18 protein-coding genes are annotated in these 23,824 nt (G+C 48.2%); 12 read left to right on the forward strand and 6 right to left on the reverse strand.

Features of this window, described 5'->3' with window-relative positions; genetic code table 11:
- Positions 1 to 15: 15 nt before the first annotated feature.
- From BUC30_RS14360 to BUC30_RS14380, 4 genes are all read right to left on the reverse strand, one after another.
- Positions 16 to 1,710 (reverse strand): fibrobacter succinogenes major paralogous domain-containing protein, encoded by a 1,695-nt coding sequence (locus BUC30_RS14360; protein WP_073442947.1) that lies wholly within the window; start codon positions 1,708 to 1,710, stop codon positions 16 to 18.
- 114 nt (positions 1,711 to 1,824) lie between these two features.
- Positions 1,825 to 2,187: a hypothetical protein gene (locus BUC30_RS14365; RefSeq protein ID WP_073442949.1), complete on the reverse strand. Its 363-nt coding sequence runs from the start codon at positions 2,185 to 2,187 to the stop codon at positions 1,825 to 1,827.
- 75 nt (positions 2,188 to 2,262) lie between these two features.
- Complete coding sequence (gene leuA2, locus BUC30_RS14370) at positions 2,263 to 3,819, reverse strand: 2-isopropylmalate synthase LeuA2 (RefSeq protein ID WP_073442951.1); 1,557 nt, start codon at positions 3,817 to 3,819, stop codon at positions 2,263 to 2,265.
- 440 nt (positions 3,820 to 4,259) lie between these two features.
- Positions 4,260 to 6,026 (reverse strand): PA14 domain-containing protein, encoded by a 1,767-nt coding sequence (locus BUC30_RS14380; RefSeq protein ID WP_073442955.1) that lies wholly within the window; start codon positions 6,024 to 6,026, stop codon positions 4,260 to 4,262.
- 174 nt (positions 6,027 to 6,200) lie between these two features.
- On the opposite strand from BUC30_RS14380, the gene BUC30_RS14385 reads away from it, so the two are divergent.
- The 5 genes from BUC30_RS14385 (at position 6,201) to sufB (ending at position 13,580) form a co-directional block, all read left to right on the forward strand.
- Positions 6,201 to 7,607 carry a tetratricopeptide repeat protein gene (locus BUC30_RS14385; RefSeq protein WP_083555951.1) on the forward strand — a complete coding sequence of 469 codons (1,407 nt, stop codon included), beginning with the start codon at positions 6,201 to 6,203 and terminating at the stop codon, positions 7,605 to 7,607.
- 110 nt (positions 7,608 to 7,717) lie between these two features.
- Positions 7,718 to 8,299, forward strand: a complete 582-nt coding sequence (locus tag BUC30_RS14390) for a hypothetical protein (protein ID WP_073442957.1) — start codon at positions 7,718 to 7,720, stop codon at positions 8,297 to 8,299.
- On the forward strand, positions 8,296 to 8,652 hold the full coding sequence (locus tag BUC30_RS14395; RefSeq protein ID WP_073442959.1) for a hypothetical protein: 357 nt from the start codon (positions 8,296 to 8,298) through the stop codon (positions 8,650 to 8,652). The genes BUC30_RS14390 and BUC30_RS14395 overlap by 4 nt, the downstream gene beginning before the upstream one ends.
- Positions 8,653 to 8,735: 83 nt before the next feature.
- The gene (locus BUC30_RS14400; RefSeq protein WP_073442961.1) at positions 8,736 to 11,930 is read left to right on the forward strand and encodes a type IA DNA topoisomerase; all 3,195 of its coding nucleotides are present in this window, start codon (positions 8,736 to 8,738) and stop codon (positions 11,928 to 11,930) included.
- A gap of 234 nt (positions 11,931 to 12,164) precedes the next feature.
- Positions 12,165 to 13,580 carry a Fe-S cluster assembly protein SufB gene (sufB, locus tag BUC30_RS14405; RefSeq protein ID WP_014546983.1) on the forward strand — a complete coding sequence of 472 codons (1,416 nt, stop codon included), beginning with the start codon at positions 12,165 to 12,167 and terminating at the stop codon, positions 13,578 to 13,580.
- Between the two features lie 363 nt (positions 13,581 to 13,943).
- On the opposite strand, the gene BUC30_RS14410 is transcribed toward sufB, so the two are convergent.
- Complete coding sequence (locus BUC30_RS14410) at positions 13,944 to 14,489, reverse strand: DJ-1 family glyoxalase III (RefSeq protein ID WP_073442963.1); 546 nt, start codon at positions 14,487 to 14,489, stop codon at positions 13,944 to 13,946.
- Between the two features lie 138 nt (positions 14,490 to 14,627).
- On the opposite strand from BUC30_RS14410, the gene BUC30_RS14415 reads away from it, so the two are divergent.
- Both BUC30_RS14415 and thrH read left to right on the forward strand, forming a co-directional pair.
- The gene (locus BUC30_RS14415; RefSeq protein ID WP_073442965.1) at positions 14,628 to 15,515 is read left to right on the forward strand and encodes an Hsp33 family molecular chaperone HslO; all 888 of its coding nucleotides are present in this window, start codon (positions 14,628 to 14,630) and stop codon (positions 15,513 to 15,515) included.
- A 146-nt stretch (positions 15,516 to 15,661) separates the two neighbouring features.
- Positions 15,662 to 16,279 (forward strand): bifunctional phosphoserine phosphatase/homoserine phosphotransferase ThrH, encoded by a 618-nt coding sequence (thrH, locus tag BUC30_RS14420; RefSeq protein WP_014546980.1) that lies wholly within the window; start codon positions 15,662 to 15,664, stop codon positions 16,277 to 16,279.
- A gap of 133 nt (positions 16,280 to 16,412) precedes the next feature.
- Here thrH and BUC30_RS14425 read toward each other — a convergent pair whose 3' ends face one another.
- Positions 16,413 to 18,011 (reverse strand): glucuronyl esterase domain-containing protein, encoded by a 1,599-nt coding sequence (locus BUC30_RS14425; RefSeq protein ID WP_244536670.1) that lies wholly within the window; start codon positions 18,009 to 18,011, stop codon positions 16,413 to 16,415.
- Between the two features lie 280 nt (positions 18,012 to 18,291).
- Here BUC30_RS14425 and BUC30_RS14430 point away from each other — a divergent pair, with 280 nt between their 5' ends.
- Genes BUC30_RS14430 through BUC30_RS14450 form a run of 5 tightly spaced genes read left to right on the forward strand, consistent with a single transcriptional unit; the run spans position 18,292 to position 23,822 of the window.
- A complete protein-coding gene (locus tag BUC30_RS14430) occupies positions 18,292 to 20,439 on the forward strand; it encodes a RelA/SpoT family protein (protein WP_073442969.1) in 2,148 nt (715 codons plus the stop codon).
- The gene (locus BUC30_RS14435; RefSeq protein ID WP_072827343.1) at positions 20,436 to 21,029 is read left to right on the forward strand and encodes a hypothetical protein; all 594 of its coding nucleotides are present in this window, start codon (positions 20,436 to 20,438) and stop codon (positions 21,027 to 21,029) included. The genes BUC30_RS14430 and BUC30_RS14435 overlap by 4 nt, the downstream gene beginning before the upstream one ends.
- 26 nt (positions 21,030 to 21,055) lie before the next feature.
- Positions 21,056 to 21,436 carry an NADH-quinone oxidoreductase subunit A gene (gene ndhC / locus BUC30_RS14440; protein WP_014546976.1) on the forward strand — a complete coding sequence of 127 codons (381 nt, stop codon included), beginning with the start codon at positions 21,056 to 21,058 and terminating at the stop codon, positions 21,434 to 21,436.
- Complete coding sequence (gene nuoB, locus BUC30_RS14445) at positions 21,427 to 22,686, forward strand: NADH-quinone oxidoreductase subunit NuoB (RefSeq protein ID WP_014546975.1); 1,260 nt, start codon at positions 21,427 to 21,429, stop codon at positions 22,684 to 22,686. The genes ndhC and nuoB overlap by 10 nt, the downstream gene beginning before the upstream one ends.
- Positions 22,683 to 23,822, forward strand: a complete 1,140-nt coding sequence (locus tag BUC30_RS14450) for an NADH-quinone oxidoreductase subunit D (RefSeq protein WP_073442971.1) — start codon at positions 22,683 to 22,685, stop codon at positions 23,820 to 23,822. The genes nuoB and BUC30_RS14450 overlap by 4 nt, the downstream gene beginning before the upstream one ends.
- Positions 23,823 to 23,824: the final 2 nt, after the last annotated feature.

The following is a 23,824-nucleotide window of genomic DNA, read 5'->3' on the forward strand; positions in this document are numbered from 1 at the left end:
TAATTCACAATTCCATCAGTCTCTGACGCAACGGACGGAATGTCCGTATTTTTGCTTTATAGAGCGTATATTCGTAGTATTGGATGAATAAGGAATATTCATACGGTATGCATAATCATCATTCTCTGGGGTTGAGCTCCAAAAGAAGGCGTTATCTCCCAAATAAAGATAATTGACTTTATCATGTTCGCTGTCATCAATAAATCTTCCACCTGCAGGCAAAGCCGAAAAACCAAATTCATCGTCGCCATTATTAGAAAGGCTCCCCGCTTGAGCTTTGAGGAACTGCCCCGCCATAATTTGACCACCAAATTTAGATTCCAGCACCTTCCATTCATCATAACTCGGCAGATGCCAACCATCCGGGCAGACATCCTTTGCGGCTGTCCAATTATAAAGGCGCCCTAGCAACTTGCAGTATTCAGGTTCATCATTATAGCACCAGCTTCCATTCGCAAGGCTTGGAGTTTTTGTGCTATCCGCATAATTCAAATTCTGAGCCATCCATACCTGTTTGCCAATTTTCTTTGTCTTATAAACCTGTCCATCTCGAGGATCCACAAGAGAATCATAGATAACATTAGGGTTAAGATATTCCTCTCGAGAAACCACACCTAACCATTCGTCAACATGTTCTAAATACAGCGCAGGAGCTTGGATTTTAGGCAAAGAATCTTTATCCATAACGCAACGAACAGGGAGAGGATACCCCTTGCTGTCATCAATCAAGGATACATATAGACGATCTTCATAAATTCTGAATTGATACGCACCTATGGAGTTTACCTCTGTAGAAGTCCATGCATGCGTTGTCTTTCCGACATCAGCAAAATTACCTGCTGAACCGAGCTTATAGCCCGTAGGCAACGCAGAAAAACCATAATCATCAGCATTGTCTTCAACCGACCATCCTCGCTGGGCACGGAGTTCTGCTGCGACGAATTCATTATTGGTACCGCCGTACTTGCCAACGTTGTCGAACAATCTCAGATACTCGTCTTTCGAAGGCAAATGCCAGCCCGCAGGGCACACACCTTGCACACTTGGTGGCAGCGAACAAAAATTACCATGTTCACAGCCCTTTCTATCTACCGCGGCAGACCACAAATAATAACGACCATACTTAGCACAATCATCATCGGTACAATAGCTATACGCCGTTTCGTAATTCAGGTTTTGAGCCATCCATACTTGATCGTCAATAATAACAGTCTTATAAACCTGATTGTCTCTTTCGTCGAGGATTTCACCATAATCCCCGGCGGCAAGCATTTTCTGATTCAGGTATTCCGTCGTAAAGCACTTGTATTTTTTGCAATCGTAAGTACCAGAGGGTTTTACCTTCGAGGCTGCATAGGTCTTGATTTCTGAAGAACTCGATGAGGCGTTCTTATCCGACGAGCTACTTGACGATTTTGCGGAGCTTGAAGAACTTTCAGTTCCAGATTTCGCATCACTTGATTTTTTCGTTTCACTGCTAGATGAATTAGATTCCTTTTTTTGAGAATCGCTAGACTTTATCGCCGCTTTTTCTGACGAACTTGATTTAACGGATTTTGAATCACTGGATTTATCGTCATCATCTTGAATTTCGGATGATGACGATTCTACATCATTTGCTATGGGATTATTTGATTCATCATCTCCACAAGCGATGAGACTAGACAAAAGAATACAGACGAAAGAAAAATATGCAATGCGTTTATTCATAAACACTCCTTCCTTATTTTGTAAATATACAAAAATTTATTTGGACAAAAAAAAATCCGCACAAAGGCGGACTTTATATGAGGAGCGCAATTGAAAAGTGCGCAGCCAACGTGTTTATTTCTTGCGCTTTTTCAAGAAGCTTGCAAGGGCAAGCGCGAGGACAATACCCGCAGGGAGCACAACAGCTATCGTAAGGAGAATCAGCTTTTGAACGTCGCTAAGCCCCTTGAGTGACTGCTTGAAGTTTTTGAGCTTTGCACGAATGCCAAGCTTTGCAACCTTGCCGTTTTCGCCATCCACGGCACCGTCAGCATCGTTTGCATTCGCCAAGTCTTCGGAACCGGCGAAAGCCTTGAATCCGGGAATCAGAGCAAACAACTTAGACGCCGAATCCTTGACGGGTCCGACAAAACGGCTGACATAGGAGCGCACCTTGCCGTAAACTTTTTTGAAAGGGCGTTTCAATTGTTCTAACATATTTTCTCCTTTATTCCCTCAACAAGAAGGCGATGGCGGATCAAGTCCGCCATGACATTTCAATTACGCGTAACGTTATGCTTTCTTGTAAATCAGGTTCACGCCGCCGAAGAGAGCACGCATGTTGGCCTTGAGCGTATCGCTCGAGACACCGCGACCTTCAACTTCTTCGCCGTTAGCCTTCAAGACAATGCGGCTTAAGCCACGACCTGCCCACAACTTGTCCTTTTCAGGAACAACAAGCTGGCGGTACTTCACGAGTTCAACCGGCATGCCGATTTCACGCATGAGCATAAGGGCAGCTTCAATCGGGCCTTCGGCCGTCACGGACTTCACAAGCGCTTCGCCATCCTTCTTGAAGTGGAAAATGAAGCGGTTTTCGTCCGGGATAACTTCGATGTTGTTGAACACCAGGCGACCGTTCACGTTGACGAACTGTTCGCGGAACACGTCAAGCACGCGTTCGGCACTGAGTTCGCCTTCGGCTTCGCTCAAGCGCTTCAGCACCGGCTGCAACTTGGAAGCTTCCTGCAAGGTCATCTTGTAGCCGAACTTCGTGATGATTTCGTACACGGCGGTGCGGCCGCTCTGGCTCGTGAAGCTGAGCGTATCGTTCTGGTTACGACCAATGATCGAGTAATCAATCGGACGGTATGCGCCCTTCTTCATGTCCTTCGTCTTGGAAGCGCCATCCTGATGAATGCCGCTGCGGTGGACGATAGCTTCGGTACCGATCAACGGAGCACGGATGTATATAGGCACGCCGCTCCAATGGCTCACGAGAATTGCCGTTTCGTAAATGCGTTCGAGGTGCAGGCCCGTATCGACACCGGAGTTATGCAGGCCAATCGCGACTTCGTAGAAGTTCGTGTTACCGCAGCGTTCACCGAGGCCGTTCAATGCGACTTCAAGCTGGGTAGCACCAACGAAGAAGCTTTCGACAGTAGCAGCCGTTGCCATGCCGAGGTCGTTATGGCAGTGGACAGAAATCGTGATGTCCTTGGGCAGAGCTTCGTAAACCTGCTTGACCTGATCGACGTAGAGCTTCGGGCGGTAGCGTTCCACCGTATTCGGCAGGTTAATCGTCGTCGCACCGGCTTCGACAACAGCCTTCAGAACGTCGATCACAAAATCCATGTTTTCGAGGCAGTCGCCAAAATGTTCGGCACTGAATTCCACATCGCCCTTGTCACCAACCAAGGATTTTGCAAACTTCACGCACTTCACAGCCTTTTCCTTGACCTGTTCGGGCGTCATGTGCAGCACATTTTCCATGGACAAGGGGCTTGTGGCGAGGAACGTATGGATGCGCGGATGCGGAGCGTACTGGACCGCTTCCCAGCAGCGCTGGATATCGCTTTCGATGCAGCGAGCGAGGCCGGAAACCACGACATTCTTTGCCGTTTCGTCGCCTTCTTCCGCCATCTGCGCGGTGAGCTTTGCAAGTTCCATGACCGATTCAAAATCCATTTCGCTAGACGCAGGGAAACCGACTTCGGCTCCTTGCACACCGAGCTTCAAGAGCAACAGATAAACATCTTTTTTCTGGGCGTTGTTCCAAGGCTTCGGAAGAGCCTGGTTACCATCACGCAGTGTTACGTCATAGAAGAATGGTTTTCTCGTTTCAGTCATTTTTTATCTCCTTGCCGGCTTCAAGACCGCAAAGTTCCTTTAATTTTTCAATTCCAAAAATAGAATTTCACCATAAAAAAGAACCCGCTTCATTCTCGAAGCGGGCGCTTTTAGGTTTAAATTCTTTGAAAATCTTTGAAAAATCCCTAAAACCTCGCTTCGGTAGCGATGCTAAGTAGAAGTAGAAGGTTCAAGGTTTTTCTCATGTGCATGAATATACAAAGTTTCGAGGGGAATGGCAAGGGGGCACGGAGTGGTTGTTCGGTATTTCCGAACAATCACTTTTTCCGAATCGGATGGCGGATTACGGTCTTTAACTTGTCCGGAGCAACCTTGTGCGCATCGGAAAAGTCATAGTCGCCATGTCATCGACAAAAAGTCCAAAGCCTTCTAATTTCATTGCAAAGCCTCCTTTGCTACATACACAAATGTACACTATTTTATAAATTTGTCAAGCCTTTGATTCTTCCCAAAAGGTCATACAGCTTGCCGTTTTTTTGTGGTTTCTGTTGTGCATTGACTTTGTGGATGCGAATCGTTTTTTGTTCTGGCACTTCCAGTTTTTGCATCGGATCTCCGATAATCGATTCTCCATAGAACCAATCGTAAAGGTCTTCCTTATGGCCGTACTGGTTTCTTTTCACCCTTTCATTCACCCATTCCCGGAACGATTCGCCAATGAACTTGTGCTCAAAAGCGTAGTACATGAAACAATCCATTTGGTCGCTTCCACTGGTTTTGGACGAACCGATACTTACAAAACCGCCGTTAATCGTGTTAAAGATATGCTCGCTTCCAACAGAGGCACTATTGGCGTTGCCGTAGAAATCATAGCAGGTAAGTGGACCACAGCAAGCAAAGTGGAAAAATCTCGGTGAGACGCACATGTTCCTTTCCACTTGTGTTATATCCAGTCCGTTTCCAAGGCCAGTTTGGCCTCCGTGCCCACCGTAAAGGGCCCAATCATACTTATCTGATTTTATGTTGTCTAGATATTCCTGCCCGTCAGCGATAGACTTATCAAGGGAGTCTGGGGAATAAAGAAGACTCAAACCATCAACGAATTTTTGGTCTAGAGGATTGTTTAAGCCTCCTTCCTCAGTTAGGAACATGGCACTACGCGTACGTTTCTTGAACAAACCGAGATAGTAGCTGTGGATTTTCTCGAAATATCTCAATAAAAGTGTTTTGGGGTTACCGTAGAAACCGGCCGTGTTGGGGTCAATTCGAGAAACCCATATTTCAAAGGAATCAGAAACTGCGCCACTTTTGGAATAGTGCCCGTCAAAAACTCCATTGGATTTTCCAGAAATCCAAAGGTGCTTTATGTCCTCTTCGGGGAGCGAATCTATCATGAAAATATTTCCGTAATAGGTTTGATTGAGACCGCGTGTGCTCTTGTCATTTTGACGCCAAACGGAATCAGGGATTGGTTGATAGGAGGCATTATCCCCGCATTTCCATTTTAGGGTAAGATAAGCGTCGCCAAATTCTTCTGCATAGTTCAGTTTGAATTTGTAGAGACTGTCTTTTTGGAATTGAAAAGCGCTGTAATAGGGAATGTCCCAGTTGTTGAACCATGCGTCAATGAGCAGGGAATCGTTAATCCAAAGGCGTCTGTCATTGTCCGTGGTAAGTTGCAGGGAACAAAGTGCGGTGACAGGAGATTTGATGTATCCGGAATATGCAATTGAAAAACTATCCGCCGGCACTTTCCCTGGTATCGGAGAACCGTTGACTACATTGAAGTTTAATGTTGTCGTGGTGGTGTCAAACAACTTTCCGCCATAGGCTTCGGGGCCTCCGGCAGCAGTGTCTTTCCAAATACCGTCAAGATCCATGAAGTATAAGTCTGTTACCCAACGTTGGTATCGGAATCCTTCTTCTGTTTTCTGGTAAAATTCAAATTGAGCTCGCGGAATGTCTCCAACAAAAACGGCTCCCGTGATAGAATCCTTCTTGCTTACGAGTATTTCTTTTAGGTCGGTCGCTTTCCCGCCGTTCTTCTGGGATTTGAAAGATACGATAGAGGCATTTACCTGATAAGTATTCCAGATGTCATCTGTATAGGTGTTTATGGCATTCCTGATTTCGTTGTCTTTTATCATTTCGTCGTCAACGACGATAAGGATATCAGATGCTTTACTCCATGCGCAAACGGAAAATAGGAGAAATACCCCTAAAAAATATTCAAGTGTATTTTTCATGAAAGCCCCCCAAGACTTCATTAAAGACAAAATCTTTTTTTTAGGAAATATATATTATTTCAAAAAAACAGTCAAAACCTCTCAAAAAACACTTTTTCAATCGCTTGTTCACCCAAACAAAATAAAGTATATTGAAGTGGGTTTTATAGAAGAGTTATTTCAAGCATAAATAAAATGGTGTTGCGTACTAGTTTCGTCAAAACGGCCGCTATCGGGCTTGCCGTAGCCTGCACTTCTTTGTTTGCAAAGGCCACCGACACGCCGAATCAGTATCAGCAAGATGAGTGGTCTCCCGAATATGGTAGTAGCACCTGGATGTACGAGAACTCGGCAGGATTATTTGAAACGGGTCCGCTCGACGACTACCGCGCCGCTAAGCGTCTTTTCTTGAACCGCCAGTTTTTAGAAGCTGCATACGCCTTCGGTGAAATCCAGACCAAGTACCCGACATTCCACCTTGTGGACCTGGCTGCTTTTTACGAGGCAAAGTCCTTTGAAAACCTCCGTATGCACAAGGCTGCTAGGGAAATTTACCGAGACGCCATCATGCGCTATCCGCAGAGTAACCTACTCGCCAAGTATCACTTTCAGTTGATGAACATGGACTATAAGGAAGGCAAGTACACGGAAGCTTTGAACAAGTACCAGATTTTCGCCCAGAAGTTCGGCAAAAGCGATGCGAAGGTTGACGCAGACTACATTGCCGGCCAGATTAAGTTCGAACAGGGCCTCTATCAGGAAGCTATCGACCTGTTCGCCACAATCCATCCGGGTAACGCGAACTACTTATACGCCCGTTACACCATGGGTATCGCTTACAGCCGTATGAGCAAGTTTGACGAAGCTGAAAACTGCTTCCGCGCCATTACGGAACAGCCGGTTTTCAACAAGTCCGAACGCGACATACAAAATGCCGCCAAGGTCAAGCTCGGCCACCTTTTCTTCTCTGGTGAAAAGCCGGACATCGCAGCTGCCGCTCAGATGTATGGTCAGGTCCAAAAGGATTCCCCGGTATTTGACGAAGCTATGCTCGGTATCGCATGGGCTTTCCTCAAGGTCAACAAGCCGGATGAAGCAATGAAGTACGTCAAGTGGATTATCAACAACCTTCCGGAATCCTTCATCGTGTCCGAAGCTTACCTCATAATCGGTTACTGCTACTTCATGAAGAAAGATTACAAGAACGCTTTCGACGCCTTGATTCAGACTGAAAAGCTCACGGAACAGCCGTTTGTGTCCGTAGCTTCTCGTGATAGCGCTCGTCTGGCTTATGATGCAATGCAGAGCCAGCTCGACTCCGTCCAAGTTTTTGCCTTGGATCTTGCAAAACAGTTACCGACGCCGCGTGTGGAAAGCAAGCGTAAAGCATTTCGCTCGACTTTCGACAAGGTTTACAAGGTTATTGAAGATTACGCAACGTTTATGCAGAGGGTAATCGAGAGTGATCACTTTGAATCTAACCGCAAGCGTATTTTGGATGATGCAGGCTTTACATTGAGTCCTCCTCGAGTACATCCTGGGCCTATGCGTTCCTATAATAAGCCCGATTTTGATTACAGTGAATTAGAAGATGATTTGTAGCGTATGGAATTTTAAGGGATTAAAAGAAATCGATTTTAAAAGTGGTTTGCAATATGCAAAAAAGAAAACCCGACTAAGTCGGGCTAGAATTTGTATATTCTATCTGTTGTATGCAAATAACTAAGATAACAGTATCACAAGCGGTTCAGTTTTTTAAAAAGAATGATTTGTGGGCGAAAATTACCTTTACCATAATCTTTCTTTCATATTTGTCTTTGTGTCACTCCTGTTTTAATCCAATTGAGGGTGGGACTTTTCCCATATATGAGAATAACTATCCTGGAGATGTTTATGGCTTTCGAGTGAAAAATAAAGGAGCCAAGCAATGCGAATTGAATGGCAAAAGGATTTTCCTAGAACGGGAGAATCAAAACGAATCATTTTGGTACGATTTCTTTGTTGATTCTAGGGCCTATTATGTTTGGCATCTCCAGTATCAAGACGATGATAATACTAGAAAAAATATTTTGACATATAGGTTTGCGCCCCGTGGAGGAATTGGGGCTGTTGTTCAAGGAACGGGTATTGGAATTGATGAACAAAAGGATTCTATCGTAATTATTTATAATGCAGAACCATTAGATGGCTTTACAATAGAGCCAAGCCCATTTAGCAATAAAATCGTACTTCAGAAAAGCGCTCTGAGCAGGAATGTCATTTCAGCTCATTGCGCTATGGAGTGGTTCAATTGATCAAGAAATTGATAAATATATTCTTTACTTTGACTGCTTTTATTTCTGCAGTATGCTTGGCAGTTCATTATGCGCCAACGTCCATGATTTTTGTAGATAATAGTCTTGATTCTGTTTCCGACAGACCGGATGCGCTGTTGTTTTCTTTAGTGACGCTTGCGTCGGCTATTTTGTTGTTGCTTGATTTGTTTTCGTTGAAAATAGAGATTGTCCAAAGAAAGGTGTGGATGTTTTTTGCGGCGATTGGAGTTATTCCAATTCTGCCTATAGCCCCGTTTGGGTTAATCTTGTTCGTATTTGATATCATCTACTATATAAAACATTTTTTCGAATTTTTAGTCGGTTTGTTTTAGCGGGTATATTAAAAAAGATTGATAGTCCACAAGTAGACTAAAATCCCTTAAAAACTGAAAAAATTTATATCTTTTCGGCAATTATGATTTTACTCGTCGCCGAAAAACCTTCTGTTGCCAATCAGCATTACAAGCCTATGCTGGAGCGTATTGAGGGTGAAAAGTTTACGCAAGGCGACGGGTGCCTGATCGGCAAGAACCATTGCATCACGTGGTGCGTGGGTCACTTGATTACGCTTGCGCCGTTGGACGCCTACCCCGGTTTCGAGGGCGGTTGGCGACTTTCGAACTTGCCGCTTTTGCCCGAAAAATTCAAGTTGATGGAAATTGAGAGCACGCGAAAGCAACTCGCGATTGTGCGCGACATGATGGCAAGGGCGGATGTTCTTGTGAACGGCGCGGACGCGGGCCGTGAAGGTAATTTGATTTTCGACTTGATTCTCGACTACACGCCAGACTTCCGCAAAAAGCAGATCAAGCGTTTGTGGGTGAACAGCTATGTGGCGAAGGATTTGGACAAGGCTTGGAAGAATCTGGAAGACGCGACAGAGCGTTTGAATTTGAGCTATGCGGCAAGGCTCCGCCAGCGTGCCGACTGGATGGTCGGGCTGAATGCGACTCGCGCTTACACGCTCACCGCCGGACGCGGAAAAATGATTTCGGTGGGACGCGTGCAGACTCCGACACTAAACCTTGTCGTGGAACGCGATGCGATTGTCGAGCAGTTCAAGGAACTGTTTTATTACAGTGTTGTGGGAACGTGGAAAGGGTTCCAGGCGCAGCTCGTCAAAAGCGAAACTAAAGAGGAAAAAGGCGATTCCGGCACGCCTGTAGATGAGAAAGTCGCGGCGGACAAACAAAGCAATTTAAAAGTTGCGATTTTCGAGAAAGAAGAACCTGCCCAAGCTGTTATAGACAAATGCTCGCCGCCGGAAGAAGCGACGATTGCAAAGATCGACATCCAGCAGAAAAAGCAGTTCCCGCAAAAGCCTTTTGACTTGACGGAATTGCAAAAAGAGGGCAACAAGCGTTTTAAATACAGTGCTCAGCAAGTTCTCGACTGCGCACAAAACCTATACGAAAAGAAGTTGCTCACTTACCCACGTACGGACTCGCAATACCTGCCGGACACGATGCAGCAAGAAGCTTACGCACTTGCCCAAAGACTTGCCACGCCGCAAGAAAAATCCGTCATGCGAGGCAGCAACGAAAACTTTGTCTTCATCAACTCCAGTAAAGTTACAGACCACTTTGCCATCATCCCCACAGGAGAAGAACCGCAGAATCTCCCTGAGATGGAAGAAAACATCTACAAGCTCGCAAAAGAACGTTTTGTGCAGGCATGGCTCAAGCCGTATGTCTGGAGCGAAATGGAGGTTCTGCTAGAGGCTGGCAAAAAAGGCGATGCCGGAACGGAGTCCGGCATGACAAGTAGCGAAATTTTCCGCCTAAAGCTCAAGCGGAATGAAGATTTGGGATTCCGCGCACTTGTCAAAGAAGAAAAGAAGAAACCGTCGAAAAAGAAAAAAGGCGATGCCGGAACAGAGTCCGGCATGACAAACGACGCGAAAGGTGCAGATTCCGAAGGCAAAGGCGATGGCGACGATATCACAAACATTGTCGAGACATTCCCGGAATGGAATCTCGGGGACCACGCACCGTTTGACAGCCTAGAACTGCAAAAGAAAAAGAAGAGCAAGCCCAAGTACTTCACCGAAGCGACGCTCCTTGCCGCAATGAAAACGGCGGGCAAGCAAATCGAAAACGAAGAACTTGCCGAAGCCATGAAAGAACGCGGTCTCGGAACGCCAGCCACGCAAGCCGGCATCATCGAAACGCTCAAAAAACGCGGATTCATCGAAGCGCAAAAGAATTACCTTGTCAGTACCGCCCGCGGCCGCGAAGTCATCGCGCTCATGGACGAAAAAGTCAAGTCGCCCGAAATGACCGGCGAATGGGAATTCAAACTTTCGCAAGTCGAAAAAGGCAAACTCACGCCTATCGAATTCCGCGACGGCATCGTGAATTACGTCAAGGAACTCTTTGAACATTTGCGTCAAAAATACGGAAGCCAGTTCGAACGCGAAACCGTCACCGACGCCATTCCCTGCCCGAAATGTTCCAGCCCGCTCGAAATTGCGCCGTGGGGTTATGTTTGCAAGAATGCCGAATGCGGATTCAAGGCGGGCCACACCATTGCAGGCCGCACACTGAGCCACGCCGAAATGCGGACACTCCTGAAAACCGGCAAGTCCGATTTGCTCAGCGGTTTCAAGAGCAAAAAGGGAACGACATTCAGTGCCACGCTCACATTAGGCGATGACGGCAACATTGGCTTTGAATTTTCCGATGACGCCCGGGCCAAAACGCCGACCAATTACAAGTGTCCCAAATGCGGCAAGACATTGCTGGATTCCGGCAACCGCCTGATTTGCGAAGGGAGCGACGTCACGACTTCGAACAACGAAAATGGCGACCCGACGCTTACGCCGAACACAGCCCCGACTTGCGACTTCGTTTTCTACAAGACCATTGCCGGGCACGTCATGAGCGACACAGAAATTGCAGAACTTTTCAACAACGGCACAACGCAAATCATCAGCGGATTCTTGACCAAAAAAGGCACGACTTTCAACGCCAAAGTCGTCTGGGACAAAGATTTCAAGGCGACATTCGCGTTCGAGAACGACGGTCATTTCCACGGCACCGAAACCAAGTTCAACTGCCCGCTCTGCAAAAAGAAACTCGAAGAAAACAAGAACGCAATCTTCTGCCCAGCTTGTAACTGGACCTTGTTCAAATCTGTTGCGGGCAAAAAGCTCCGCGTAGCAGACATCAAGGCTCTCCTCACCGGCGGCAAGACCGAACTTTTAACCGGATTCAAGAGCAAGAAAGGAACAGAATTCGACGCCTACCTAAAGCTCGGAGAAGACGGTCGCACGAATTTTGAATTTGTCCATAGAGACCTCCCCTGCCCTTGCTGCGGCGACCAACTGCGATTCCGTAGCGGCACCACCACGCAAACGCCAAACGGCGAAGTGCAAACACTTGCCGCCTACGTTTGCATGAACCCCGCCTGCAATTACGGGATTCCCAAAACATTCTTCAAACGCGAGTTTTCCGATGAAGAAGTCGAAACGCTCCTCAAGAACAAATCCACACCGATCCTTGAACCGTTCAAGAAAAACGATACGACATTCAGGGCAGCGCTAGAACTACGCGAAGGCGGGAAGATTGCATTCAACAAGCTCACCGTAGAAGTGATAAAGAAAGGGTAAACTTCACTGGATCCTATCGCCTTCGGCTCCAGGATGACTAGGTCGAGGAAGACTGCTTCAGGATGGCGACCCCGGAACAAGTCCGGGGTGACAAGTGGCAGGCATGACAGACCAAGGTAACAAGGACAAATCTCAAACCTACCACATCTATAGGTTAAACCAGAATTGGGGACATTTCCTTTGGAATCGCTCCCACATTTTACTATCTTTGCACTCGTTTAAAGCGGGTTAAAGATGAGCGAAAATTACAAATACGGATTTGTCACTGATATTGAAAACGAAGCCTTCGAAAAAGGCCTTAACGAGGATATCATCCGCAGGGCGTCAGCACTTCGCGGCGAACCGCAATTCATGCTCGACTTCCGCTTAAGAGCCTACGAAAAGCTCAAGACGATGGAACAGCCCAACTGGGGCGAGCTCCACTTCAATCCCGTCGATTTGCAAGACATCGTCTATTACTCCGCACCGAAGACCAAGAAGAGCCACGAAAAGATCGAGGATGTCGATCCGGAACTCTTGGCAACTTTTGAAAAACTCGGCATCCCGCTTGACGAACAGAAGCGACTCGCGAACGTCGCCGTCGATGCCGTGTTCGATTCCGTCAGCATTTACACAAGCCACAAGAAGAAGCTCATGGAAATGGGCATTATCTTCTGCTCCATCAGCGACGCCATCAAAGAATACCCGGAACTCATTGAAGAGTATCTTGGTAGCGTGGTCCCCGCTGGCGACAACTACTTTGCGGCCCTCAACAGTGCAGTCTTTGGCGATGGTAGTTTCGTCTATATTCCGCCTGGAGTCAAGTGCCCAATGGACCTTTCCACCTACTTCCGCATCAACAACAAGGAAGCAGGCCAGTTTGAACGCACGTTGATTATCGCCGATGACGACGCAAGCGTGAGCTACCTCGAAGGCTGTACTGCCCCTGAATTTTCAAGCAAGCAGCTCCATAGCGCAATCGTGGAACTCGTGGCCAAAGAAAACGCCAAAATCAAGTATTCTACCGTGCAGAACTGGTATGCCGGTGACCGCGAAACGGGCGCAGGCGGTGTGTACAACTTTGTCACCAAGCGCGGCAAGTGCGCGGGCAAGAACAGCCGCATCAGCTGGACGCAGGTCGAAACGGGTTCCGCCATCACGTGGAAGTACCCGAGCTGCATCTTGCAGGGCGACAATTCCGTCGGCGAATTCTACAGCGTGGCCCTCACGAACGGCCACATGCAGGCAGACACCGGCACGAAGATGATCCACATCGGCAAGAATACCAAGAGCACGATTATATCCAAGGGCATCAGCGCCGATTGCTCCAGCAACGCCTACCGTGGCGAAGTGAGCATCCGCAAGTCCGCTACAGGCGCCCGCAACTACACCCAGTGCGATAGCATGCTCGTCGGCACCAAGAGCGCCGCCCACACGTTCCCCTACATCACCGTCGCAAACGCAAGCGCCCAGACCGAGCATGAAGCGACCACAAGCCGCATCAGTGAAGATCAGCTGTTCTACTTCGAGAGCCGCGGCATCAAGCGCGAAGACGCCATACAAGCTATGGTAGGTGGATTCTGCAAGGATGTGTTCAAGGAACTCCCGGGCGAATTTGCCACAGAGGCCCGCCAACTGTTGACTTTAAAACTCGAACATAGCGTCGGATAATTTTGGCGCCAAAACGCCGAAAACAGCAACTATTGACTAAAAAATCATGCTCGGCTATGCCGGGCATTTTTTGATTTTTTAACTGTGGACATTTAATTATTAAAAGGAAAGGGCCGGAAATTTTAGTTTCCGACCCTTATTGGTGTATATGGAGTACTTTATATATAGCATTTTTTACAATATAATGTGTCACCTAAATTCAATTTTTAATAAAAAAATATTTTATCGTACAAACATTGTACTTATTGACTAACAACTTAAGAATGAATAAACAAATTATAAACCGTCTATAAAAAAAATCCCCCGCATAGTTACAGGGGAATACCTCAGGGTTTTGTCATGATACAGTATGATACAGACAACTTAGCGAGCAACGATTTGACGTTGGATTTGTTCAGAAAGTTCAGTGCTACCCATCTCGGCAATGCACTTTAGAGCAAATTCTTCAGCTGTACCCGGACCACGGCTTGTAATGATATTTCCGTCAACAACGACGCGGTCTGTAGAAAATTCACTGCATACAAGATCAGTCTCGCAGCCAGGATAACACGTAGCCTTTCTGTCGACAAGAATTCGAGCCTTGCTGAGTACCGTCGGAGCGGCGCAAATAGCCAAAATCCATTTATTATCATCATTGAGGCTGCAAATTGCATTTTCAACAGCAGCGCTTGCCTTGAGGTTCTGCACGCCAACACCGCCACCTGGCAAGAAGACGGCATCAAAATCAGTGGGTTCAAGCTTTTTCAATGCGACATCGGCCTGAATTTTAAGCCCATGGGCACCATCCACAACATCGGCCCCCGAAACAGAAGCGACCGTCACCTTGAATCCGGCACGGCGCCACAAATCAACAGGAACAACGAATTCCGTTTCTTCAAAACCATCCGCCAACAAGACGAGAATCTGCATAATACCTCCAAATGTTTACTTAGTTATTATAGCTTTTTTTCTAATTCAATTACCTTTTTTCATTATTTTTTTTGCGTTCTTAACTCATTTTTAAACAGCACCAACATCAGAGATATCGTGAAATTCTATATTTAAGGTATGAATTTCAAAGATAGAATCATCCGCGCGACGGGCAAAAAAACGCCCTTCCGCCTTATCGTGGTCGATTTGACAGAGACCATGAACGAAATCGGCCGTCACCACAACGCCAAGGGTTTTGCCCTCAAGTTGCTTGCTGAAAACTCTATCGCAAGCATTTTCTTGAGCGCAGGCCTTAAATTTGCAGGTACTGTTTCCTATACCACTACGTTTGGTGGCGAAATCACAAAGATTCAAACAGACTCGACTCCGATGGGTCTTGTCCGCGCCATGATTCCGCAAACTGAGCTCCAGGCAATCGGAGCAAACGAACCCGCCCTCGTGCCTCAGCACGTGCAAGTCGTAAAGTTGAACGAACAGGGCAAGCGCGTTCACGAAAGTATTATCGAAGCTCCGTCCGTTTCCGTGGGTCAGAACCTCGCTACATACCTTTTGCAGTCCGAACAGATTCGCTCCGCCGTTGGAATCGAAGCCCAGTACAACGCGCAGGACCCGAGCGTTCTCGATTACGCCGCAGGCTTTTACATCGAAGCATTCCCGGACCTCGAGGACAAGGACATCAACCTAATCGAAGTCATCGTGCAGAATCTCCCGAAGTTCTGTGACATGTACAAAGCAGACAAGGGCTTTGACCTTGATGAACTTCTGGACCAGCTCCGCGGCCCGTACGACATCGAAGTGGTGCGCGAAATCGACCCGAAGCCCTTCTGCCCGTGCAGCAAGGACCGCATGCTCGCTACACTTGCAACGCTCCCGCTCAAGGACTTGCAGGAACTCAGCAGCGAAAACAAGGACTTGAACGTTGTCTGCGACTTCTGCCGCACAAACTACACGATTACACCTGCCGACATGCAAGAAATTATAGACGAGAGAAATAAGAAAATATAGTGCTAGGTCAATAGTCATTAGTCAATGGTCTTTAGTTTTTTAAAGTTTGGTGCCGTAAGCACAATTATCTACTAACAACTAATGACTAATAGCTAAAGACCCTTAAGCCACAACCACCTAAAACCTACAACCTAACACCTAAAATCATGTTTACTAAGCAATGTGTTGTCACTCTTGACCTGGAAGGCGTTCTTGCACCAGAAATCTGGATTGCCGTCGCCGAAAAGACGGGCATCAAGGACCTCCGCCTCACCACTCGCGACATTCCCGACTACGATGTGCTCATGAAGGGCCGCATCAAGATTCTCGAACGCGAAAACATCAAGCTCTCTGACATCCAGAACGTTATTGCAAATCTCGGTCTCCTCGACGGCGCCCGCGACTTTATGGACACGCTCCGCGACGAAGCCCAAGTGATTATCCTCTCGGATACATTCCAGGAATTCGCCTACCCCATCATGAAGAATCTCGGATTCCCGACAATTTTCTGCCACAATCTCGTGGTTGAAAACGACATGATCAAGGGTTATCACTTGCGCATGAGCGACCAAAAGACGAAGGTCGTAAAGCACCTGCAAGAACTCAACTTTAAGGTGTTCGCCTCAGGCGATTCCTTCAACGATACGGGCATGCTCAAGCAGGCCGACAAGGGCTGTTTCTTCTGCGCTCCGGATTCCATCGTGGCACAGTTCCCGCAGCTCGAAGCCACAAAGACCTACGCAGAACTTTTGGACAAATTCCATAAGTTCCAAGATTCTCTGTAAAAAAAGCACAAAGTATACAAAAACCGTCGACACAATGTCGGCGGTTATTTTTTATAATCAGTCAATGGTCAATAGTCATTAGAAAAAACAACCAATAACTAATAACCAATGACTAACAACTAACGACTAATAATTACTTCAAGCTAGGCGTTTCCCAGTCGATCCATTCAGACTTTTTGAAGTTGATGGTTTGAGTATTCTTGGTGTAGTCAATCTTACCCGTCTTGGCATCCTTGCCGAGCAAGAACTTGTTCATAAAGTCCTTGACTTCGTCAAACTGCCCGTTCGGAAGCTGGCAGTGACCATGACCGCCTTCCTGGCTGTAGGTGTAATTTTCCGTTGCACCGAGAGCGTCATAAACTTCCTTAGAAGCTTGTCCGCAATAGTTCGACGGAACTTCGCCCAACCATTCCTGACCTGCATTGTCGAGAATGAGGAGCGCACGCGGAGCCACCATAGCCACCAACATGTGCTGGTCAAACGGGAGCGTATTTTCCTTGCCATCGTAGTTCTTGAAGCTAGAAATCATCCACTTGCCTTCGGAACCAGCACTGCTCAAGCCCTGAACGAACTGCTTACCCTTCTGCTTGTTCACCTGAGCGCCCACACGCCAAAGCGATGCGCCACCAGAACCGGATTCCTGCGGAATCGTGAGGGCAATACGTTCATCGAATGCACCCACGGCAAGCGTTCCCTTACCCCAACGAGAGCATCCCGTCATGGCGAGGTGGTGCACGTCGATACCGGCTTCAGGCGTCTTTTCAAGAGCATCGATAATGCGGCTCACGCCCCAGGCCCACGCGATAATGGTGCCGTAGTTGTTCGTGTTACCACCATAGATGTTGAAGAACATGCCTCCACCGCTTTCTGGAGCGACGTCATCCGGGTTAAACGTAATCTGAGCGATGTCAAGACCGTTCGTTGCGTTGCCGAGGCTTCCGCAACCGCCCATCATGCCACCGCCAAAACCGATCATCGCAGGCTTCGGCTTGTCCTTGGTACCGGCGTTGCTGATTTTCACGGAGAACGAACCAGATTTGCCCTTGTCGGTGACCTTAATGGTGAGCTTTCCGCCAGAATACGAGCCTTCGACTTTTTCAGGATTGCGCGGCTTTGTACCGAACATGAGCTTTTCGTACATGGCACCGATTTCTTCGCGACGGCATTTCCAATCAGCCTTGCTAGAAATACGCTTGCCATCAAGACCCATAAACGGGTCCGGCAGTTTTGCGTTGTTCACGCTTGAAGGGATATTGCCAATCTGGCATTCACTGCGATGGTCTTCAACAAATTCATTTACCGGAGTCGGAGGCGTTGATTCGCTAGAGCTAGAGACTTCCGGCTTTGCTGCAGACGAACTAGATTGATGATGTCCACGGCTAGAACTAGAGACAGCATCGCTGCTGCTTCCAGGCAAAGCATCGCTACTCGACGAAAGCTGAGGTCCAAGGACACTACTACTAGATGCACCGCTAGAAATAGCGACATCAGAACTACTCGTCGGAGATTGTGCATCTGCAGAAGAATCAGGTCCCTGACTGCCAGAACCGTCATCAGAACTTGATTCTACGCTATTTTCGGCGTACGAACTGGAGCTAGATTCTCCACCAGAAATAATTCCAGCGGATTGACCGACCTGTTCCAAGCATTCTTTTGTTGTACATTGCGCGGCAGAAGTCATAGCTTCATCGCCGCACGCCCATAAGCCAAAGGCAGCAACTGCCACTGGCATTACTTTCATCCACTTATTCATTGTATACCAACCCCAACAACAGCCGTGAATTCGGCGGAATTGTTGTCCTTTAAATTAATCTATTCTAAAAATTTTGGGCGAGGTGTAATAACTTTTTTGTTGTAACAGTTACAACGCACTCATTCAGATGCATCTACCCGCAAACTGGAAATTTTCAATTTTTCCTTTTTTCTAGTCAAGTCGATGCTTTTTTCGTCTTATTTTTGGCATATTTTCGAAAAAAAGCCGCATAAGTATCAAATTATTAGATAAATTGAGAATGATGGATCAGGCTAAATTTACAACGAACCAAGAGCACATTGTAAGTGTGCTCCTTAAGAAGAATCCCAAACTTGACGAAGGGATTCTCAGAAAAGCTATAGCCTTTATTGCCGATGCCCACGATGGTCAATACCGCAAGAGCGGCATGCCCTACACAGAACACCCTTACGAAGTGGCCAAGATTCTTGCAGACCTCAAGCAAGACCAGGCAACGGTACTCGCAGGCTTATTGCACGACGTGGTGGAAGACACCCCGCATACCCTCAGTGAAATTTCTGAACTTTTTGGCGAAGACACGGCGTTCATGGTCGATGCGGTGACAAAGATTACCGCAGTCCAGGAAGCAAGCAAGACGGCGCAAAAGGCAAGTACCTACCGTAAGCTCATTACGGCCATGGCCAAAGACCCGCGCGTCATCATGATCAAAATCGCAGACCGCATCCACAACATGCGCACCATGCGATACATGAAGCCCGAAAAGCGTAAGATTATCGCCCAGGAAACGCTCGACATTTACGTACCGCTCACCCATAGATTCGGTCTATACAAACTGAAAACCGAACTCGAAGACTTGAGCTTCAAGTACGTAAACCCGGACGAATACCAAAAGCTCGTCGACGCCCTTATCGAGAACAAGGAAAAGCGCGAAAACTACGTGCAATCCGTGATTGGCCCGCTTCAGATCAAGATGGCGCTCGAAGACTTCGACTGCACCATCCAGGGGCGCACCAAGAACATATACAGCATCTATAACAAGATGATTGCCCGCGGTTGCGGATTCGAAGACATCTTCGACATTTTCGCCATCCGCATTATCGTCGAAACGATTCCGGAATGCTACCTCGCTCTGGGTTACGTTCACAACCTCTGGACGCCGCTGCAAAGCCGCTTCAAGGACTACATCGCGACCCCGAAGCCTAACCTTTACCAGAGTATCCATACAACCGTCATCGGTCCCGAAAACAAGATGGTCGAAGTCCAGATCCGCACAAAGGACATGGACTTAACCGCCGAAAAGGGATTTGCCGCCCACTGGGCCTACAAGATGGAAACGCAGCACGAAGGTGAAGAACTCGCCTGGCTCGATCACATGGTCAAGCTGCAATCCGAAATCTCGGACTCCAAGGAATACCTCGACTTTTTGAAGGTGGACTTGAAGCCCGAAGGCATGACGGTGTTCACCCCGAAGGGAGCATCCGTTGAACTCCCCGAAGGCGCCATCGTTTTGGACTTTGCATTTGCAGTACACACGGAGCTTGGCCTGCACTGCATCGGCGCACGCATTAACGACAAGGTTGTGAGTCTCGATGAACCGGTACCGCACGGTGCCACCATCCAGATTTTAAAGAGCCCGAACCAGGAACCGAGCCCGGAATGGCTTGAAATGGTCAAGACCATCAAGGCAAAGCAGGAGCTCCGCAAGTGGATGAAGACAAGCATCATCACACAGTCCCGCAGCCTCGGTAAAGAAATCTGGACTCGCGAGCTCCGCCTCCTGAAAATTGAAAAGGACAAACGCCCGAAGGAAGAGGACATCCTCAAGAACTTCGGCATGACGAGCCTCAACGAATTTTTCGAGAAAATCGGCCAGGGCGAACTGCCGCTCCAGGACATCCACCGTTTCTTGAACGGCGGAAACGACATATCCAAGGAAACCGCAGCCATCCGCTTCTATCCGAAATTCGGAAAGGACATGGACAACACGCTCACCGACGAAATGCCGTTGATGATTGGCCAAGAAACCAGTCTTCTCATCCATTTCGCAAGCTGCTGCGGCCCTGTTCCGGGTGATAAGATTGTCGGCGTGATGCGCCCGCAAATCGGTATTGAAGTCCACAAGAGCGACTGCCCTTGCCTCAAGGACTTGCCGACCGACCAGCGCCTCCCTGTCGACTGGAGCGCCGACGTTTCGAAGCCATTTACCACGCACCTCACGATTGAAACAGACAACCGCAGGAACTTGCCGTTAAGCATCCTGATGGTTCTGAAAGACGAGAACTTGTCGCTGGATAGAATGAGTATCGCCAGTGCCCAGTACACGGGACGCATCCGTATGGAATTCAAGGCGTTCCGCAAGGACCAGGTCGATGCCATTGTGGCCAAGATAAGGCAAGTCGAGGGCGTCAGAGGGGTTGAAAAAGCATGATATCTTCCCTACACCATTGCGACTACACACAAAAAAACCGTGCGTTCAACTGCCGCATGAGGAACCGTTATTACGAAGAAGTGTATTACGCGTTCCGAGCGCTGTTCCCGAACGAAATCGCCGAAGCCAAGGACTCTACACCCGAAGAGAACAATGCCTGGTACCAGCATTTGAGCAAGGACATCAAGCGTTACGAACGACTCCTGATGACATGCCTCGAATATGCGCAGGCTGCCATTTTCTACGGCAAGGCAGAAAATTCTTCGCTTTACTCTAAAGACAAACGCTGGGGTATTTTGCAAGAAGAAATTTTCCTCGTGCACTTTTTGCAGGAGCTTCTTTCGACGACACGATACGTTATCGCAAGGATTGATACGGATAAAGTGTTGCAGCAATGGAGTGGGGAAATGCAGGGCATGAAATCAAGCCCTGTCGTTTACGGCTTTGTGAGTGATATTCAAGGCAAGTTGAATACCATGAACGCAGGCACCATTGATGAATTTAAGGACTTGTTGAAACACGTTCTGGACCGATTCCAGATTGGCAATACGCTATTCGGAACCGTTCAGGACTTGCAGAATTTCTACTAATGACCATTGACTAAAAACTAACGACTATGTCTGAATACATCATACTTTCAATATTCCTTTTTCTGGGCGCGTTTATCGCGGCGGCGGCAACCGTCACAGGCCTATTGCTAGGCTACCGCACCAAGAATACAAAGAACAAGATGGCACCGTACGAATGCGGTATGGAAACCATCGGCAACGCAAGAATTCAGTTCAAGGTGGGCTACTACCTGTTCGCCTTGCTCTTCCTCGTGTTTGATATCGAAGCGCTGTTTCTCTTCCCCGTCATGATGAACTTCAAGGAAATCATGGCAGGCCACACGGCGCTCCCGCCATCAGTCGTCGTTATCGACCTTATCATCTTCATTGCGATTCTCGTTTCAGGTCTCGCCTATGCCTGGAAGAAAGGAATTCTCAAATGGGAATAATTAATTTAGCTCCAAAGATTTTGGACCCGATTCCCGGTGGAAAGTACGTTGTAAACGCCATCGACTATGTTGTGAACTGGGCCCGTGCAAACTCCATTTGGCCTCTGACATACGGTACTAGCTGCTGCGCCATCGAAATGATGTCGAGCTCTATGGCCCGTTATGACATTGCCCGTTTTGGCTCTGAAGTGTTCCGCTCGTCCCCCAGGCAGGCGGACTTGTTTATTTTGGCAGGTACGATTACCCGCCGCATGGCACCCGCCATCCAGATGCTTTGGGAACAAATTCCCGGTCCGAAATACGTCATCGCCATGGGAGCCTGCACGATTAGCGGTGGCCCGTTCATCTACGACAACTATTCTGTTGTCCGTGGTGCACAGAACTTGATTCCGGTCGATGTGTTCGTTCCCGGCTGCCCGCCGCGCCCCGAAGCACTCTTCCACGGACTTTTAACGCTCCGCGAAAAGATTCTCAAGGAAACTTGCCGTAACCCCTGGCACGAAGGCGAACCGAAAGACGTTTCGACGATGGACCGCTATCGCGAAGCCGCAAAGACCTGGGCTGCCCTCGAAGAAATGAAAGACGAGCAGATGGCCGAAGCCCGCGCGAAGTTCAAGGAAGAAAATCCAGACTACAAGAGCGCATTCAAGCCGATTCGCGTCAAGAAGCCGGATTTCCCGGAAGTGGAACGCGTACCCGCCAAGCGCTTTGGCATGACGCAACTTGAACTTTTCACAAAGCTCCGCGCCAAGTTCCCGAACGTGACAGTGCATACGCGCGGTGAAGACACTCCTGAAGATGTTGTCGCGAAGATGCCTGCGGACTGCCCGCTCGAAGTCATGCTCGAAAAGGAAGACTACCTGAACGTTGTTGAATTTGTCAAGAACGATCCTGAATTCAAGATGGATTACCTGATTGACGTGACCGCCATTGACTACGACGACCACTTCGACATGGTCACAATGCTCAGAAGTCTTGAAATCGGCCACAAGATTTTCCTTTGCGTGCAGCTCAAGAAAGACTTCTCGATTGACGAAGAAAAACGCCCGACATCGCTTTTGGCAAGCGTCCCAACAATCTCGCACCTCTACCCCGGTGCAGAAATCAAGGAACGCGAAGTTTACGACATGTTCGGCATCAAGTTTGAAAACCACCCCGACCTTCGCCGCATCTTCTTGGACAAGGACTTCGTGGGTTACCCGCTCCGTAAAGACTTTACTCACCCGGAAATGATTAGGAGGCCTATATGAGTCATCAGTTACCTCCGGGATTTCGCCTCGAACGCAAATCGAATACTGAAGAATTTTTTATCAACATGGGTCCGCAGCACCCGAGTACTCACGGTGCTTTGCGACTCACGCTCCGCATGGACGGTGAGACCATTGTAGAAGTTGTCCCGCACTTTGGCTATATCCACCGCGGTATGGAAAAGCAAGCGGAATCGATGAGCTACTTGCAGTACATCGCGATGTCGGACCGTCAGGACTATTTGACCGCCATCCAGAATAACTTGGGCGTCGTGATTGCTCTTGAAAAGGGCATGAACGTGGGCGTTCCGCTCCGTGGCGAATACATCCGCGTGATGCTCCAGGAACTGGGCCGCATTGCCTCGCACTTGGTGTTCTACGGTTGCTTTGGCGGTGACCTTGGCGGACAGACTTGCCTCTTGTTCGGCTTCAAGGAACGTGAAATGATTCACGACATCCTCGAAGAAGTCACAGGCTCCCGCCTCACGACGAACTTCTTTAGACCGGGCGGAAGCCGCTATGACGTGCCGGATACGTTTATCCCGCGCGTAAAAGCATTCCTCGACCACATGGAAGATACGATGAAGGACTACGAAAGATTCCTTTCGAAAAACATCATCGTGTTGGAACGCAGCATCGGCATTGGCGTTTTGAGCAAAGAAGACGCGATCGCTTACGGTTGCTCTGGCCCTGTGCTCCGCGCCAGCGGCGTGAACTTTGACGTGCGCCGTGCAAACCCATATAGCATTTACGATCAGCTCGACTTTGACGTGCCTGTGTTCCACAATGGCGACTGCTACGACCGCTACCAGATCCGCATTGCTGAAATTCATCAATCGCTCAAGATTCTGCGCCAGTGCGTCGAAAAGTTCCCGACCGAAGGTCCGTGGCGTTCCAAGGAAAAGCCAGTGCGACTCCCCGTGGGCCGCTACTACAGCGAAATTGAAACCGCAAAGGGTCTTTACGCCACATACGTTGTCGCCGCAACGACCGGTGAAAAGCCGTACCGCATACACACACGCGGTCCAAGCTTCCCGCATATTGGAGCGATTAACAAGATGGCTCAAGGTCACAAGATTTCGGACCTCGTGACCATCATGGCAACCCTTGACCCCGTGATCCCAGAAATTGACAGGTAATA

The organism is Fibrobacter sp. UWB7 (assembly GCF_900142945.1).
Lineage (GTDB): Bacteria > Fibrobacterota > Fibrobacteria > Fibrobacterales > Fibrobacteraceae > Fibrobacter.